Genomic DNA, 15,688 nt, shown 5'->3' with positions numbered 1-15,688 from the left:
AACGCCATGGTTCGCGATGGCACGGCGTGGCAAACCAAGGCCGTTTGAAGAAAGACAGTTGCTCCTACAGCTGAAGCCGTTCCTGCAAGGGCGGCGGCAGGCCGGCCCGGCTAATCCGCCGTCACCAGCAGCGCATCGCGCTCGCGCAGCGCCGTGTAGACCTCGTCGGTGTACGGGCGCACGCCGTGCCAGAGCTTGAAGGCGTCCGCGGCCTGCTCGACCAGCATGCCGACCCCGTCGATGACGTTGTGCGCGCCGGCCGCGCGCGCCCAGGCCAGGAACGGGATCGCGACTTCGCCGTAGCTCAGGTCCACGCAGGCCGTGCGCGTGCCGACCAGCGAGGTCGGCAGTTTCGGCAGGCCGCTTTCCGCATTCGTCGAGCCGGGTTCGCGCGCGGCCGAGGTGGCGTTGATGACCAGGTCGAACTCGCCGATCGCGTGCAGGTCCTCGAAGTAGCGCGCGTGCACGCGGCCGGGCAGGCCGAGCTTGTCGACCAGCGCGTCGGCGCGCGCGGTGGTGCGGTTGACGATGAACAGCTCGCCGATGCCGGCATCGATCAGCGCCGGGGCCACGCCGTGCGCGGCGCCGCCCGCGCCGATCAGCAGCGTGCGTCGCTGGCGCACGTCCACGCCCTGGCGGGCGGTGAGGTCGCGCACCAGGCCGGTGCCATCGGTGTTGTCGCCGTGCCACTGCCCGCCCTTTCGGACCAGCGTGTTGACCGCGCCGGCGCGGCGCGCGCGGTCGCTGACTTCGGCGCACAGCGCCAGCGCGGCTTCCTTCAGCGGCAGGGTGACGTTGGCGCCGGTGCCGCCGCCGGCGGCGAACGCCTCCAGCGCGGTGGGGAAGGTTTCGGGGGTGGCGTCGATCGCCTCGAAGTGGACCGGGATCCCGGTCTGGCGGCCGAAGTGCGCATGGATGCGCGGCGACAGGGAATGGGTGATCGGATGGCCGAAGACGGCGTGGCGGGATTCGGACATGGCAGCCCCCTGGGTCTGGATTTCGGGGCGCGATTGCGTGCCTGGCGCCGATCGCGCGGTCGCATCGAGTGTACTCCGCGCGCTCGTGGAGCCGGCGCGATGGCGGGTGGTGCAGGAGCGGTGGCCGGTAGACTGCCGTCGATTCCCGGACGGACGGAACGATGCACAGGAAACGGGTCATGGTGGTGGCGGTGCTGGCCTGCGGCGCGATGGGCGCGGCGCTGCAGGAGTTCGGCATCGAGGGCATGGGCGTGGTGTCCACGCCGCACTCGGAGGTGCGCGCCAGCGTCAGTCCGGACGGGCAGCGCATCGTCTGGGGCAGCACCGACCGACCCGGCGGCGCTGGCGGCTGGGACCTGTGGCAGGCGACGCTGCGCGACGGCCGCTGGCAGGATCCGCTGCCGCTGCCGGTCAACTCGGCGGACAACGACTTCGACCCTGTCTTCAGTGCCGACGGCAAGTGGCTGTACTTCTTCTCCAATCGCGACGGCGGCTTTGGCGGCGACGACCTGTACCGCGCGCCGGTGCTGGCCGACGGCGGCTTCGGCGCGGCGGTGAACCTCGGCGCCGGCGTCAACGGCAAGGGCGACGAATGGGCGCCGACGCCGAACCTCGACGGCACGCGTCTGCTGTTCGCCAGCGATTCGTTCGGAGGCGCCGGCCGCCACGACCTGTTCGTCGCGCGCTGGAATGGCGCAGCGTTCGTCGAGCCGGCGCCGGTGCCGGGCATCAACACCGCGGCCGACGAATTCGACGCGGCCTGGCTCGGCGATGGACGGGCGATCGTGTTCGCGCGCTCGGACGACGTCGAGAGCGCGCCGATCCGGCTGTGGCTGGCGCAGTGCGATGGCCGGGCCTATGCCGATGCGCAGCCGCTGGCGCTGTCGTTCAACGCCACCGACGGCGCGACGCTGGGCCCGGTGGTCGACTTGTCGAAACCGGGCGAGCTGCTGGTCAGCGGGTCGGCGAAGGCGCCGAAGGCCGGGAAGATGGACATCTACCGCATGCGCGCGCCTGCCGTGACCGGACACGCCGGCTGCGTGCCCTGACCCATGGCGCTTGTGATCCTGTAGGAGCGGCTTCAGCCGCGAGCTCCCCCCCGCATTCCGCTATCGGCAAAAGCTCGCGGCTGAAGCCGCTCCTGCACAGGGGAGCGGGTCACGTCATCGCGCCGGAACAGAAGGCGCGGCCGATGCCATGAAGCGGGTTGTCCAGCGTCCCCTCCAGGTCGAACAGCAGCAAGTCGTGGATCAACCCGCCTCGCGCAGCCAGCGCGCCGCGTCCAGCGCGAAGTAGGTCAGCACGCCGTCCGCGCCGGCGCGCTTGAAGCCCAGCAGCGCCTCCAGCGCACACGCGCGCTCGTCGAGCCAGCCGTTGGCGAAGGCGGCCTTGAGCATCGCGTATTCGCCGCTGACCTGGTAGGCGTAGGTCGGCACGCCGAACTCGTCCTTCACCCGGCGCACGATGTCCAGGTAGGGCATGCCGGGCTTGACCATCACCATGTCGGCGCCTTCCTCCAGGTCCAGCGCGACCTCGCGCAGCGCCTCGTCGGAATTGCCCGGATCCATCTGGTAGGTGCGCTTGTCGGCCTTGCCGAGCGCCGAGGCCGAGCCGACCGCGTCGCGGAACGGGCCGTAGAAGCTGCTGGCGTACTTGGCGGCATACGCGAGGATGCGGGTGTGGATGAAACCGTCCTGCTCGAGCGCCGCGCGGATCGCGCCGATCCGCCCGTCCATCATGTCGCTGGGCGCGACCACGTCGGCGCCGGCGCGCGCGTGCGACAGCGCCTGGTTGACCAGCGCCTCGACGGTGGTGTCGTTGATGACGTAACCGGCCTCGTCGACGATGCCGTCCTGGCCGTGCGAGGTGTAGGGGTCGAGGGCGACGTCGGTGATCACGCCGAGCTCGGGGAAGCGGTCTTTCAGCGCGCGCACCGCGCGCTGGCACAGGCCGTCGTCGTCCCAGGCCGAGGCGGCGTCGAGCGACTTGGCCTCCGGCGCGGTGACCGGGAACAGCGCCAGCGCCGGGATGCGCAGCTCGCTGGCGGTCTCGGCGACGCGCAACAGTTCGTCGATCGACAGGCGTTCGACGCCCGGCATCGACGGCACCGCGGCGCGTCCGGCCGGTTCGTGGACGAAGACCGGGTAGATCAGGTCATCGGCGGTGAGCACGGACTCGCGCATCAGGCGGCGCGAGAACTCGTCGCGACGCATGCGTCGCGGGCGCAGGTAGGGGTAGGTCATGCGGGCATTTTACGCCGCCCGGGCATGCGGTTGCCCCGCTGGCGAGCCTGTGGGAGCGGCCATGGCCGCGATATGCCGCCGGCACACGGGCAATCGCGGCCATGGCCGCTCCCACAGGGGCTACAGGGGCTGCAGGGCCTCAGACGATCCCGCCGCCCAGCACCAGCCGGCCGACCGCGACCACGATCACCAGCCCGTTGAGGACCAGCCCGGTCTTGGCGCGGCCGCGGTTGCCGGGCGAGGTGAATGCCACGCCGATGGCGGCGATGATCGCGCCCACGGCGGCGAACGGGATCAGGAACCAGTTGCCCCAGCCGAGCAGCGGAATGAGGGCGACGATCATCCAGATCATCGCGACGATGCCCCAGAGCAGGCTGATCAGTCCCATGGCGTGTGTTCTCCCGTGTGTGGTTGTGGACGCGATTCGGGTCGCTGCCTGTCACTGCCTGTCATCCCGGGCGCAGCGAGGGAGCTGCTTGCTGCGCGGCGCGGATGGTGAAGCAGATCCCTCGCTGCGCTCGGGATGACAGGAATACGCTTTTTCCCGAGTCCCGAGTCCCGAGTCCCGAGTCCCGAGTCCCGAGTCCCGAGTCCCGAGTCCCGAGTCCCGAGTCCCGAGTCCCGAGTCCCGGCCCCTCAACCATGCACCCCGTCGATCTCCACCGCCAGCTCGCGCCGGCAGATCGCGGCGTGCAGCAGCACGCGCGGGACGGTGTCGCCCAGGCGGCGGTCGAGGGCTTCGGCGACCGCGGCCATGTCGGCCTGGTCGCGCACGTACACCTTGAGCCGGGTGCCGGGGCCGAAGTGCAATGGCAGCGACGGCTGGCGCGTGCGTGCCGCGCCGATCAGGGCGTCGAAGTTGTTGAAGGTCTCGTCGAGCTGGGCCAGCAGTTCGCCCTCGTGCGCGGTGGCGTGGCCGACCACGCTGGCGGTGCCCGACAGCAACAGCGGCATCGCGCTGTCCGGCGGTGGCAGCATCGCGCGGGCGAAGCTCGGTTGCTGCGGGCCGTACTGGCGCGGGTAGCGGTAGGCGCTGACCTGGCGCGGGTTTTCCACCGGCGTGCCGGGGGTGCGCGCGGCCAGCCAGTAGACCTGGACCACGCGCGCGTCGTCGCAGCGGCCGATCGCGGTGGCCGCCGGCAGGCTGTGCACGTCGAAACTGCCCAGCCCGCGCGCGCGGCCGATGCAGAACTCGCGATAGCGCTCGGCGTCGCCCTCGCCCAGGGTGATGGCATCGAGGTAGTTCCACACCCGCAGCAGGTGCGGCATGTCGCTGGCGCCGACGAAGGCGGTCATGCGCGCGTAGGCGTGCTCCGCGGCGGCGGTGATGCCGTCCAGGCGCGCCTCGTCGACCTCGATCGCGCCGAACAGCAGCTGGCCGTCGGTCGCCCACTGGATGTCGCCCTCGCGGCCGTGCGCGACCGGTGCGTTGGCATGCCAGACCTCGAACGGCGCGTCGCCGTGCGGCATCAGCGGCACGCGCAGGTAGCGCGGGTCGTCGTGCAGGGGCGCGCCACCGAAGCCGAGCACGGCCAGCACGTCGTCGCCCAGCAGCGGCGCCGGCGAGGAGGCGTGAACGTACTCCACCTGCAGCCGCGGCGCGCCGGCGCCGGGCATCGATTGCAGCGGCCGGCTCATGGGCTGCCCGTGTGCAGGGTTTCGCCGTCGAAGCTGGCGCTGGCCTGGCGGCGGCGGTGCCACCAGTTGCGCACCGCGCGCGGCGCCATGCGCAGCGCGGCGGCGGCGTACAGCACGCGGAACATGCGCAGCCGCCGGCGCACGCGCGGGCTGTCGAACACGTCGCCGGCCAGCATCGCCACCACAGCCTGCTCGATCTGCAGGGTGTTGCGCGGGTTGGCGAACAGGTACTTCATCGTCGGCGAGGTGAAGCGGTAGATGAACCACTTGAACTCGTCCAGGCCCTTGACCAGCTGGCGTTCGAGGCGGCGCTGCAGCGCCGCCTCGCGCGCGGGCTCGCGCAGTGCGCCATCGACGACTTCGGCACCCTGTTCGGCGCCATGCATCCCCAGGTACACGCCGGAGGAGAACATCGGGTCGACGAAGTTCCAGGCGTCGCCCACCAGCAGCCAGCCGGGACCGGCCATGCGCTTGCATTCATAGGCGTAGTTGCCGGTGACGTGCACCGGCGCCACGCGCTGCGCGTGCTGCATCCGCTGCGCGATTTCCGGGATGCCCTGCAGCGTGCGCAGCAGGAAGCCCTCGCTGTCGCCCTTGCGGGTCTTGAGGTATTCGGGATAGCACACCGCGCCGGCGCTCATGTCGCCGTCGGCCAGCGGGATCAGCCACGCCCAGCCGTGCTCGTGGCGGTAGATGCTGACGTTGCCGGCGTCGCGGCCCGGGCGGCGCTCGACGCCGCGGTAGTGGCTGAACACCGCCGCCGACTGGTGGTGCGGGTTCTTGCGCTTGAGCTTGAGCTTGCCGCCGAGGAAGGCGTCGCGGCCGCTGGCGTCGACCACGTAGCGCGGGCGGAAGACCAGGGCGTTGCCGCCGGCGTCGCGCGCATGCACCAGCGACGGGCGGCGGTCGGCGCCGAACTCGACGCGCTCGACCTTCACCTGCTCGCGCGCGTCGACGCCGTTCTCGCGCGCGTGTTCGAACAGCACCTGGTCGAACTGCTCGCGCTTGACGTGGTAGGCGTGGTTGCACTTGGCGTCGAGCGCCTTGGCGAAGTCGAAGGTGTTGTAGCCGCCCTCGTCGCGCGGGAAGTCGGCGCCGAGCTTGAGCATGCCGATCGCGTCGACCTTTTCGAACGCCCCGAGCCGCTTCAGGATCGGCATGTTCATCGGCAGCAGCGACTCGCCGATGTGGAAGCGCGGGTGGCGGTCCTTCTCCAGCTGCGTGACCTGCCAGCCCTTGCGTGCCAGCAGGGTGGCGATGGTGCTGCCCGACGGCCCGCCGCCGATTACCAGCACGTCGGTGTCCACCGGCGCGGGTGATGCGGTTGTGTCGTCGTCGGGTGCTGGCTGGACGCGGGGCGTGGTCATCCTGAATACGGGCGCGGTCTGGCAGGGTGGCCGCACATGATAGCGGCTGGCCCCTGCGCCGGTTGCGCGCGGCGGCGCGATGCTGGATCGTTGCAGCCCCGAAACGGCGGTGCCCAGCCGCCGCCACAGCCACCGAACGGAAGCCCGATGTCCCTGCAAACCCAAGCCGAACGTGAACTTGCCGAACTGCTGGTCGAAAGCCTGAACCTGGAAGAGGTCGAGCCCGGTTCGATCGACCCGGAGGCGCCGCTGTTCAACACCGGCCTGGGCCTGGACTCGATCGACGCGCTCGAACTGGCGCTGGCGATCAGCAAGCGCTACGGCTTCCAGCTGCGCTCGGACAACGACGAGAACCGCAAGATCTTCGCCTCGCTGCGCGCGCTGTCCGCGCATGTCGAGCAGAACAAGGCCGTCTGACGCCCGGGCGAAAGGCAGCCGCGACCGCGAAGCCCTTGTGGGAGCGGCCATGGCCGCGATGCCCCGACGCCCTGATGCCCCCGACCCATTCCCCGGCTTCCACCGCATGACCCTTGCCCTGCAGGCGCTGCTGGCGCTGGCCTACACCGTGCTCGCGCACCTTTCCAGTGCGCGCGACAGCGCCGGGCTGGGCGCCGCGGCGCTGGTGGTGCTGGCGCTGATGCTGGTGCTCGCGCCGCTGCTGCGCCTGCGCTGGTGGGCGTGGCTGGCGCTGGCGCTGCAGCTGGCCGGCGTGGCGGCGCTGTACCGGGCCGGGCTGGTACGCGCGCCGATGCTGCTGGTGCCGGTGGCGTTCGTGGCGCTGATCGCGTGGTGGTTCGCGCGCAGCCTGCGCGCCGGCCGCGTGCCGCTGATCACCCGCATCGTGTCGGCGCTGGACCACGTTGCGCCCGAGGCGATGGCCGCCGACCTGCAGCGCTACACCCGCGGCCTGACCGCCACCTGGGCCTGGCTGCTGGCCGGGCTGGCGGTGGTGAACCTGGCGCTGGCGGTGCTGGCCGTGCCCGACGGGCTGCTGGCGACCCTCGGGCTGGCCTCGCCGCTGCCGGTCACGCGCACCCAGTGGTCGTGGTTCGCCAACATCTGCAACTACGGCGTCATCGGCGGCTTCTTCATCGTCGAATACCAGTTCCGCAAGCGCCGCTTCCCGGGCCGCTACGACAGCTTCCTGCACTTCCTGCGCAAGCTGGCGGCGCTGGGGCCGGGGTTCTGGCGGGATTTCCTGCGGCCTTGAGGCCGCAGGATCGGGAACAGCAGGGCCTCGCGCCCGCTTTTCCCGGTCCCCGGTCCCCGGTCCCCGGTCCCCGGTCCCGAACCCCCGCTCTTCGGTATCCTTCCCCCGTGCAACAGCAAGACGACACCATGGACATGCCATCGTCGCCGCCCTGGCGGACCGATCGGACCCTTGCCTGGACGGCATTCAACGCGCTGCAGTTCGCGTTCACGCTGGCGTGGACGGCGCTCTGGATCAGCGCCGCGCTGCTGGTGTACGCGGTCCTGCGCGACCGCCACTGGCCGCTGCGCATGGCCTCGCGCTGGTGGGCGCCCGGGCTGCTGCACGGCGCCGGCGCGCGGCTGCGGGTGAGCGGACTGGAGCAGGTGGACTGGTCGCGCAACCACGTGTTCGTCGCCAACCACCAGTCGACCATCGACATCTGCGCGCTGTTCCGCGCGGTGCCGGTGCCGCTGCACTTCCTGCTCAAGCAGGAGATGACGAAGGTGCCGTTCGTTGGCTGGTACGCCAGGGCCATGGGCATGGTGTTCATCGACCGCAGCAACCGCCGCGCGGCGCTTGGCTTCATGCGCCGGTCGGCCGAGCTGCTGCGCGCTGGCGGCAGCCTGTGCATCTTTCCCGAGGGCACGCGCAGCCGCAGCGGCAAGGTGGCCGAATTCAAGGGCGGCGCGTTCCAGGCCGCGATCGACGCCGGCGTGGGCGTGGTGCCGGTCGCGATCGAGGGGTCGGGCGCGGTGCTGTATCCGGAGGGCTTTTTCCGCGTGCGCCCGGGCACGATCCGGGTGCGCTTCGGCGCGGCGCTGGCCACGCGCGACGCCGACGGCCGGCCGGTCGAGCGCCAGGCGCTGGCCAACGCAGCGCGCGCGCAGGTGCTGGCGATGCTGGAGCGGCCCGCCGCGGACCGGGCATGAGCGGGTTCGTGATCGCGCGCGACCACCCGTCGCTGCCGGGGCACTTTCCCGGCCGTCCGGTCGTGCCCGGCGTGGTCGTGCTCGACCGGGTGCTGGACGCGGTGGAAGCCGCGCACGGCCCGCTCGGCGCGCTGCGGCTGCCGCAGGTGAAGTTCGTGCGGCCGCTGCTGCCGGGGCAGCGGGCGGAAGTGGCGATCGAACCGCTGGCCGATGCCGGCGCGGCATCGCCGCGCTGGCGCTTCCGCGTCGAACGCGACGGCGAGCTGCTGGCCAGCGGCGAGGTCGCGGCCGGATGAACGCCGGCGACTGGAAGCAGCGGCGCGAGGGCGGTGGCTGGTTCGCGATCTGGCTGATCCGCGGCATCGGGCGCCATGGCGGGCGCGCGCTGGCGCGGCTGTGCCTGTACCCGATCACCGCCTACTTCCTGCTGCGCCGCATCGACGAACGCCGCGACTCGCGCACCAGCCTGTCCCGCATCCTCGGCCGCCCGGCGACGCTGGGCGACGTCGCCCGCCACATCCACACCTTCGCCGCGACCATCCTCGACCGGGTGTTCCTGCTCAGCGGTGAGATCGAGCGCTTCGACGTCGCCGTGCACGGCGTCGACCAGCTGCACGCGCAGCTCGACCGCGGCCAGGGCGTGCTGCTGTTCGGCTCGCACCTGGGCAGCTTCGAGGTGCTGCGGGTGATCGCGCGCAAGCGGCCGGATTACCGCATCCGCGTGGTGCTCGACAAGGCGCACAACCCGGCGATGACGCAGCTGCTCGACGCGCTCAGCCCGGAGATCGCCGCCGGCGTGATCGACGCCAGCCAGGACGGCCCGAGCCTGATGCTGGCGATCAAGCAGGCCGCCGACGAGGGTGCGCTGGTCGCGTTGCTGGTCGACCGCACCCAGCCCGGTGCACCGACGCAGCCGGCGCTGTTCTTCGGCGCCCCGGCGCAGTTCCCGGTGGCGCCCTGGCTGATCGCCGCGGTGCTGAAAGTGCCCGTGTCGCTGGCCTTCGGCCTGTATCGTGGCGGCAACCGCTACGACCTGCTGTTCGAATCCTTCGCCGACGAGGGCCTCGACCTGCCCCGCGCGCAGCGGGCCACGCGCATCGCCGCGCTCATCCAGCGTTACGCGGGCCGGCTGGAACATCACGTGCGGCAGGCGCCTTACAACTGGTTCAACTTCTATGACTTCTGGAACGTGCATGAGCAACCGCAACCCGCGCCCGAAGGGGCGGCCGATGCTGCTGGCGGCGCTGCTGCTGGCCGCGACGGCAACGGCCTGGGCCGCGCCGCAGGCGGCTGACCCCGGCGAGCCGATCGACAGCGGCTGGGTGCTGCGGATCCTCGCGCGCCCGGCGCCGATGCGCACCAACTTCGTCGAGCTGCGCAGCTCGCGCCTGCTCAAGGAGCCGCTGCGCCTGTCGGGCGAGTACCAGCGCCCGGACGAGGCCACGCTGGTGCGCCAGGTGCGCGCGCCCTATGTCGAGACCACCACCATCACTACCGACGCGGCCGGCGGCGGGCAGGCGACGATCGAGCGCAAGGGCAAGTCGGCGCGCACGTTCCCGCTGTCGCGCGTGCCCGAGCTTGCGCGCCTGCGCGACAGCTTCGGCGCGCTGCTGTCCGGCGACCGCGCCGCGCTCGAACGCCACTACGAGATCAGCGCCGAAGGCACCCGCCGCAGCTGGCAGATGACCCTGGTGCCGAAGGACGCGGAGCTGGCCGCCAAGCTGCGCGACATCCGCATGTACGGCCGTGGCATCGAGCTGCGCTGCATCGAGACGCACCCGGTGCAGGGCGACATGCAGCGCACCCTGCTGGCCGGCGCGGCGCGCACGGCGCACGACGTGTCCGGCACCGACGACCTGGTCGCGCTGTGCCACGGCGACCAGGCGCCGTAGTCCGCCGCGCGATGGGAGCATTGTCGGGCGCCCAAGACACACCCGCCCAAGACACACCCGGACGTGGTCATGATGCCGAAGCCGCGCGCGCGGCTTGCGAAAATGAAGCACCTGCTGTGCCCCGCACCGGATTTGCCGAGATAGCCGCATGACCGCCCGCCTGCGCATCACCTTCGCGTTGCTGTGGCTGGCCGTGCTGTTCGCCGGCTGGTGGATCGGCGCGCACCTGCAGCTCACCGGCGATCTGCGCAAGTTCATGCCCGCCCAAGACACACCCGGACGTGGTCATGATGCCGAAGCCGCGCGCGCGGCTTGCGAAAATGAAGCACCTGCTGTGCCCCGCACCGGATTTGCCGAGATAGCCGCATGACCGCCCGCCTGCGCATCACCTTCGCGTTGCTGTGGTTGGCCGTGCTGTTGTTCGCCGGCTGGTGGATCGGCGCCCACCTGCAGCTCACGGGCGATCTGCGCAAGTTCATGCCCGCCCCGGAAACTCCCGAACAAAAGCTCCTGATCGACGAACTCGGCGAAGGTCCCGGCTCGCGCCTGCTGCTGGTCGCGCTGTCCGGCGCCGACGCGCCGACGCTGGCGGCGCAGTCGAAGGCGCTGCGCGCCGCGCTGGCCGCCGACGACCAGTTCGCGCTGGTCGCCAACGGCGACGCCGGCCTCGACGCCATCCCGGACAGCCTGCTTCCGTACCGCTACCTGCTCTCGCCCACGCTCGACGCGCAGCCGCTCGACGCCGGCTACCTCGCCGAACAGCTCGACGAGCGCGTGCAGGACCTGGGCTCGCCCGCGGGCGCCATGCTCGAGCCGCTGGTCGGCAGCGACCCGACCCTGGAGACGTTGAAAGTCGCCGAGGCGCTGCAGCCGGCGAACGCGCCGCGGCGCCTGCACGAGGTCTGGTTCGACCGCGCCGGCAAACAGGCGCTGCTGCTGGTGCAGACGCGCGCGGCCGGCTTCGATCCCAGCGGCCAGCAGCTGGCGGTGGACGCGATCGAAACCGCCTACGCGCAGGCGCGCGGCGACGGCGCGGGCGATATCGCGCTCAGCGGCCCCGGTGCGTTCTCGGTCGAGATCGGCGGCCGCACCGAGGCCGAGGCGCAGTGGATCGGCACCATCGACACCATCGGCCTCATCCTGCTGCTGCTCGTCGCCTACCGCAGCTGGAAGATCCCGGTGCTCGGCGTGCTGCCGCTGGCCAGCGCGGGGCTCGCGGGCCTGGGCGCGGTGGCGCTGCTGTTCGACGGCGTGCACGGCATTACCGTCGCCTTCGGGTTCACCCTGATCGGGGTGGTGCAGGACTATCCGATCCATCTGTTCAGCCACCAGCGGCCGGGCGTGACGCCGCAGCAGAACGCACGCGCGCTGTGGCCGACGCTGGCCACCGGCGTGGTGGCCACGTGCATCGCCTATGTCACCTTCCTGTTCTCCGGCGTCGACGGCCTGCAGCAGCTGGCGGTGTTCACCATCGCCGGGCTGGCGGTGGCGGCGCTGTCGACGCGCCTGCTGCTGCCGGGGCTGATCGACCCGTCGCCGCGCGACTTCGCCGATTCGCGCCTGCTGGCGCGGATGTGGTCGTGGACACGGCACCTGCCGCGGCCGCGCTGGTCGCTGGCGGTGCTGGCGCTGGCGGCGGTGGCGGCGATCGTGTTCACGCCGGGCGCGTTCTGGCAGAACGACCTGGGCAAGCTGACCCCGGTGCCGGCGGACGCGCTCGCCCGCGACGCGCAGCTGCGTGCGGAACTGGGCGCGCCGGACGTGCGCTACGTGCTGACCCTGCAGGGCGACAGCGAGGACGCGGTGCTGCAGGCTTCCGAACGCCTGCAGCCCGCACTCGATGCGCTGGTGCAGGGCGGCAGGCTGGCCGGCTACGACATGGCCGCGCGCTACCTGCCCAGCGCGGCGCTGCAGCGGTCGCGGCAGGAAAAACTGCCCGATGCCCCGGCGCTGCGCGAAGCGCTGGATGCAGCGCTCGCCGACAGCCCGTTCCGCGCCGATGCGTTCGACGATTTCGTCACCGACGTCGCCGCGGCGAAGATGCTGCCACCGCTCACCGCCGCCGACCTCGCCGGCACGCCGCTGGAGACCGGCGTCGGTGGCCTGCTCCTGCATGGCGATGACCATGTCACCGCGCTGGTGTCGCTCAGCGGGCTCGAGGATCCGGCCGCGGTCGCGCGCGTCGCGCGGCTCAACGGCGCCGTGCTGCTGGACATGAAGGCCGCGTCCGAATCGCTGGTGGTCGCCTACCGCGGCCGCGTGCTGGCCGCGCTGGCGATGGCCGCCGTGCTGCTGGCGCTGTCGGTGTGGATCGCAATGCGGATGTCGGTGCTCGTGCACCTGCGCACGACCGGCGCGACGCGCGCGGACATCAGGCGCCAGACTGCCCGACGCACCGCGCGCGTGCTGCTGCCGATGGCGCTGACCACGCTGCTGGTCCTCGCCGCGCTGCGGCTGTGCGGCGTGGAGCTGACCCTGTTCCACCTGGTCGCCCTGATCCTCGCCGCCGGCCTGGGCCTGGACTACGCGCTGTTCTTCGACCACGCCGGCGAGGACTACGCCGACCAGCTGCGCACCCTGCACGCGCTGATCGTGTGCAGCCTGATGACGGTGCTGGTGTTCTTCCTGCTCGCGCTGTCGTCGATCCCGGTGCTGCGTGCGATCGGCAGCACGGTGACGCTGGGCGTGGTGGGCAACTTCGTGCTGGCGCTGTTGATTTCGCGCCAGCCGGCGGCCGGCGGACCTGACGATGCCGACCTTGCAGGCGCGGCTTCGGCCGCGAGCTCTTCCCTGCCCGGTGATGCGGGCGAAAACCTCGCGGCTGATGCCGCTCCTGCAAAAGCGGGGGAGAGCGAACCGTGATCGACCGCGACGGGATCCTCGCCCTCATCCCGCACCAGGGCGCGATGTGCCTGTGGGACGAGGTGGCCGGCTGGGATGCCCGCTCGATCCGGCTGCGCGCCCGCAGTCACCGCGATCCCGGCAACCCGCTGCGCTCGCACGACCGCCTGCGCGCGATCCACCTGTGCGAATACGGCGCCCAGGCGATGGCCGTGCACGGCGGCCTGCGCGCGCGCGAAGCCGGCGGCGCGGCGCAACCCGGCCTTCTGGTCGCGCTGCGCGGGGTGCAGCTGCACGTCGCCCGCATCGACGACCTGCCCGATGCGCTGGAATGCGAAGCCGAAGTGCTGGTCGAGGCCGAGGCCAGCCAGCAGTACGCATTCCGCATCCGCCACGCCGGCGCGCTGCTGGCCGAAGGCCGCGCCGCGGTGATGCTGGGCGCGCCGCTGCCCACGTCCACACCCTCACCCCTGTAGGAGCGGCTTCAGCCGCGAGCTTTTGCCCCAGCCCCTTGCAGACGTGACTGAAGCCGCGAACGGCCGTGCCGGCAGGGCATCGCCACGCCCGTCGCTCGTGCGCAAGCCCCCGCTGCTCCTGCGCGGCAGGCGATAATCGCCCGCATGGACAAACCACCCACCTCCCCGCGCCGTGCCCTCGTCACCGGCGGCAGCGGCGACCTCGGCGGCGCGATCTGCCGCCAGCTGGCCGCCGACGGCCTGCACGTCATCGTCCACGCCAACGGCAACCGTGCGCGCGCGGAAGGCGTGGTGGCGGATATCGCCGCGGCCGGCGGCAGCGCCGAAGCGGTCGCGTTCGACGTCGCCGACGTTGATGCCACAGACGCGGCGATCGCCGCGCTGCTCGAAGACGGCCCGGTGCAGGTCGTGGTCAACAACGCCGGCATCCACGACGACGCGGCGATGGCCGGCATGTCCGCCGCGCAGTGGAAGCGGGTGATCGACGTTTCGCTGCACGGCTTCTTCCACGTCACCCACCCGCTGTTGCTGCCGATGGCGCGCACGCGCTGGGGGCGGATCGTCAGCGTGTCGAGCGTGGCGGCGGTGCTCGGCAACCGCGGCCAGGCCAACTACGCCGCAGCCAAGGCCGGGTTGCACGGCGCGTCGAAATCGCTGGCGCGCGAGATGGCATCGCGCGGGATCACCGTCAACGTGGTCGCCCCGGGCGTGGTCGCCGGGCGCATGGCCGAAGCCGCGTTTCCGCCGGAGGTGGTCAAGCAGATCGTGCCCGCCGGCCGCGCCGGCACGCCGGACGAGATCGCCGCCGTGGTGCGTTTCCTGTGCTCGGACGCGGCCGGCTACGTCACCGGGCAGGTCATCGGCGTCAACGGCGGGATGGCCTAGAAGGCCGGCTTTCTGCAGGAGCGGCTTCAGCCGCGAGCTTTTTTTTGCGCCGCGGAGGCATTCAAAAGCCCGCGGCTGAAGCCGCTCCCGCAAGTGCATGCCCCATGCAGGGTGTACCCCAGGGTGCAGCGCCGGGTGCGAGTCTCTATCGTGTGCCGACGCATCCCCAAGGAGTCACCCTTGCGCCGCATCCTCCTGCTTCCGCTGCTGCTCCTGCTTTCCGGCGCCGTGGCCGCCGAAGAGCCGATCCGCATCCAGGATCCGATCCCGCTGGTCGACGGCCGCCGCATCGATCCGGAGATCATCGAATCCTGCGACATCCAGCGCGGTTTCACCGAGGCGCTGGTGCGCGAGATGAAGGGCAGGATCGTGGCCGTGCCCGGTCCGCTGGACACCAGCAAGGGACGCGCGCTGAAGATCGAGATCGACGACGCCGACTGGTCCGGCAACTGGTTCATCGGCCACGTGCAGCTGATCCAGACGCGCGGCACGCTGTACGAGGACGGCAGGAAGGTCGCCAGCTTCACCGGCGTGCGCAACCTGCGCGGCGACCTCACCAGCGGCTGCTACAACCTGACCGTGGGCTTCCGCGCCCACGCCTGGGACATCAAGCGCTGGCTGAAGAAGCCGGTGGACGGGGCGCAGATCGGCCGCTGAACGCGCGGCGTGCGGCGTGCGGCCTTCATGCGGCGGTCCATGACGGCGGGGTAGCATCGCCGGCATCCCATTCCGTCCCCGCGGGGAGGCCTGCCATGCGCACACTGTCGATCCTGTTGTCCTGCCTGCTGCTGGCCGCCTGCGCCAGCTCCGCGCTGGTCACCGGCACCCCGCGCGCGCCGATCGATCCGTCGCAGGTGCGCGTGTATTTCCAGGCCCCGGCCGGCGTCTACGAGGAAATCGCACTGCTGGAAAGCAACAGCGGCGCGTTCACCTACGGCGAGCAGAACAAGATGAACTCGGTGGTCGCCAAGCTGCGCAAGGAAGCGGCGAAGCTCGGCGCCAACGGCGTGCTGTTCCGCGGCACCGAGGACGGCTACGGCGGGGGCGGGATGAGCGTCGGCGCCGGCGGCGGCCGTGTCGGCCACAGCAGCTTCAGCGGCGGCGGCATCGGCGTGAACATCAGTCCGCGCCAGAAGTACGCGCGCGGCATCGCCATCTACGTCGTCAACCCGATCGCGGTGGACGAAACCCCGCCGGCGCCGGCGCCGGCGCCCGCCGAGCCGCAGCCCGTACGCTAGCGCGGCAGGC

Annotated in this window: 17 protein-coding genes and 1 pseudogene; 13 read left to right on the top strand and 5 right to left on the bottom strand. The window is 71.6% G+C overall.

The genetic code is table 11. The features are described 5' to 3' along the window. Positions 1-110: 110 nt before the first annotated feature. Positions 111-977, bottom strand: coding sequence for a shikimate dehydrogenase (gene aroE, locus ABD679_RS10515; protein ID WP_344759938.1), 867 nt, complete (start codon positions 975-977; stop codon positions 111-113). 161 nt (positions 978-1,138) lie between these two features. Between aroE and ABD679_RS10510 the strand changes: the two genes are divergently transcribed. Continuing rightward, positions 1,139-2,026, top strand: a complete 888-nt coding sequence (locus tag ABD679_RS10510; RefSeq protein ID WP_344759937.1) for a TolB family protein — start codon at positions 1,139-1,141, stop codon at positions 2,024-2,026. A gap of 201 nt (positions 2,027-2,227) precedes the next feature. Here ABD679_RS10510 and hemB read toward each other — a convergent pair whose 3' ends face one another. From hemB to ABD679_RS10490, 4 genes are all read right to left on the bottom strand, one after another. Next, complete coding sequence (gene hemB, locus ABD679_RS10505; RefSeq protein WP_344759936.1) at positions 2,228-3,220, bottom strand: porphobilinogen synthase; 993 nt, start codon at positions 3,218-3,220, stop codon at positions 2,228-2,230. Positions 3,221-3,359: 139 nt separating this feature from the next. Then, complete coding sequence (locus tag ABD679_RS10500) at positions 3,360-3,608, bottom strand: hypothetical protein (RefSeq protein WP_344759935.1); 249 nt, start codon at positions 3,606-3,608, stop codon at positions 3,360-3,362. Between the two features lie 248 nt (positions 3,609-3,856). After that, positions 3,857-4,858, bottom strand: a complete 1,002-nt coding sequence (locus tag ABD679_RS10495; protein WP_344759934.1) for a chorismate transformation FkbO/Hyg5 family protein — start codon at positions 4,856-4,858, stop codon at positions 3,857-3,859. Continuing rightward, positions 4,855-6,225, bottom strand: coding sequence for an NAD(P)/FAD-dependent oxidoreductase (locus tag ABD679_RS10490; protein WP_344759933.1), 1,371 nt, complete (start codon positions 6,223-6,225; stop codon positions 4,855-4,857). Before ABD679_RS10490 ends, ABD679_RS10495 begins: the two co-directional genes overlap by 4 nt. Before the next feature lie 147 nt (positions 6,226-6,372). On the opposite strand from ABD679_RS10490, the gene ABD679_RS10485 reads away from it, so the two are divergent. From ABD679_RS10485 to ABD679_RS10430, 12 genes and pseudogenes are all read left to right on the top strand, one after another. After that, on the top strand, positions 6,373-6,642 hold the full coding sequence (locus ABD679_RS10485) for a phosphopantetheine-binding protein (protein ID WP_344759932.1): 270 nt from the start codon (positions 6,373-6,375) through the stop codon (positions 6,640-6,642). A 106-nt stretch (positions 6,643-6,748) separates the two neighbouring features. Continuing rightward, complete coding sequence (locus ABD679_RS10480; RefSeq protein WP_344759931.1) at positions 6,749-7,435, top strand: COG4648 family protein; 687 nt, start codon at positions 6,749-6,751, stop codon at positions 7,433-7,435. 134 nt (positions 7,436-7,569) lie between these two features. Beyond that, on the top strand, positions 7,570-8,346 hold the full coding sequence (locus tag ABD679_RS10475) for a lysophospholipid acyltransferase family protein (RefSeq protein ID WP_344759943.1): 777 nt from the start codon (positions 7,570-7,572) through the stop codon (positions 8,344-8,346). Further along, positions 8,343-8,642, top strand: a complete 300-nt coding sequence (locus tag ABD679_RS10470) for an ApeI family dehydratase (RefSeq protein ID WP_344759930.1) — start codon at positions 8,343-8,345, stop codon at positions 8,640-8,642. The genes ABD679_RS10475 and ABD679_RS10470 overlap by 4 nt, the downstream gene beginning before the upstream one ends. After that, positions 8,639-9,640, top strand: a complete 1,002-nt coding sequence (locus tag ABD679_RS10465; protein ID WP_344759929.1) for a lysophospholipid acyltransferase family protein — start codon at positions 8,639-8,641, stop codon at positions 9,638-9,640. The genes ABD679_RS10470 and ABD679_RS10465 overlap by 4 nt, the downstream gene beginning before the upstream one ends. After that, complete coding sequence (locus tag ABD679_RS10460) at positions 9,576-10,238, top strand: LolA-related protein (RefSeq protein WP_344759942.1); 663 nt, start codon at positions 9,576-9,578, stop codon at positions 10,236-10,238. Before ABD679_RS10465 ends, ABD679_RS10460 begins: the two co-directional genes overlap by 65 nt. A gap of 148 nt (positions 10,239-10,386) precedes the next feature. Next, positions 10,387-10,608: a hypothetical protein gene (locus tag ABD679_RS10455; protein ID WP_344759928.1), complete on the top strand. Its 222-nt coding sequence runs from the start codon at positions 10,387-10,389 to the stop codon at positions 10,606-10,608. Then, positions 10,605-12,971, top strand: a pseudogene (locus ABD679_RS10450) (MMPL family transporter); the annotation flags it as partial. The gene ABD679_RS10455 and the pseudogene ABD679_RS10450, both read left to right, overlap by 4 nt. A gap of 125 nt (positions 12,972-13,096) precedes the next feature. Next, positions 13,097-13,555 (top strand): hotdog family protein, encoded by a 459-nt coding sequence (locus ABD679_RS10445; protein ID WP_344759927.1) that lies wholly within the window; start codon positions 13,097-13,099, stop codon positions 13,553-13,555. 144 nt (positions 13,556-13,699) lie between these two features. Next, positions 13,700-14,440, top strand: a complete 741-nt coding sequence (fabG, locus tag ABD679_RS10440) for a 3-oxoacyl-ACP reductase FabG (protein ID WP_344759926.1) — start codon at positions 13,700-13,702, stop codon at positions 14,438-14,440. Between the two features lie 180 nt (positions 14,441-14,620). Next, a complete protein-coding gene (locus tag ABD679_RS10435; protein ID WP_344759925.1) occupies positions 14,621-15,097 on the top strand; it encodes a hypothetical protein in 477 nt (158 codons plus the stop codon). 95 nt (positions 15,098-15,192) lie between these two features. After that, on the top strand, positions 15,193-15,678 hold the full coding sequence (locus ABD679_RS10430; RefSeq protein ID WP_344759924.1) for a hypothetical protein: 486 nt from the start codon (positions 15,193-15,195) through the stop codon (positions 15,676-15,678). Positions 15,679-15,688 lie beyond the last annotated feature (10 nt).

Origin of the sequence: Luteimonas lutimaris, assembly GCF_039537065.1 — a bacterium.
GTDB classification, from domain to species: Bacteria; Pseudomonadota; Gammaproteobacteria; order Xanthomonadales; family Xanthomonadaceae; genus Luteimonas; species Luteimonas lutimaris.
The sequence above is the reverse complement of the archived record's forward strand: the minus strand, read 5'-3'. Positions and strand labels throughout refer to the sequence as shown.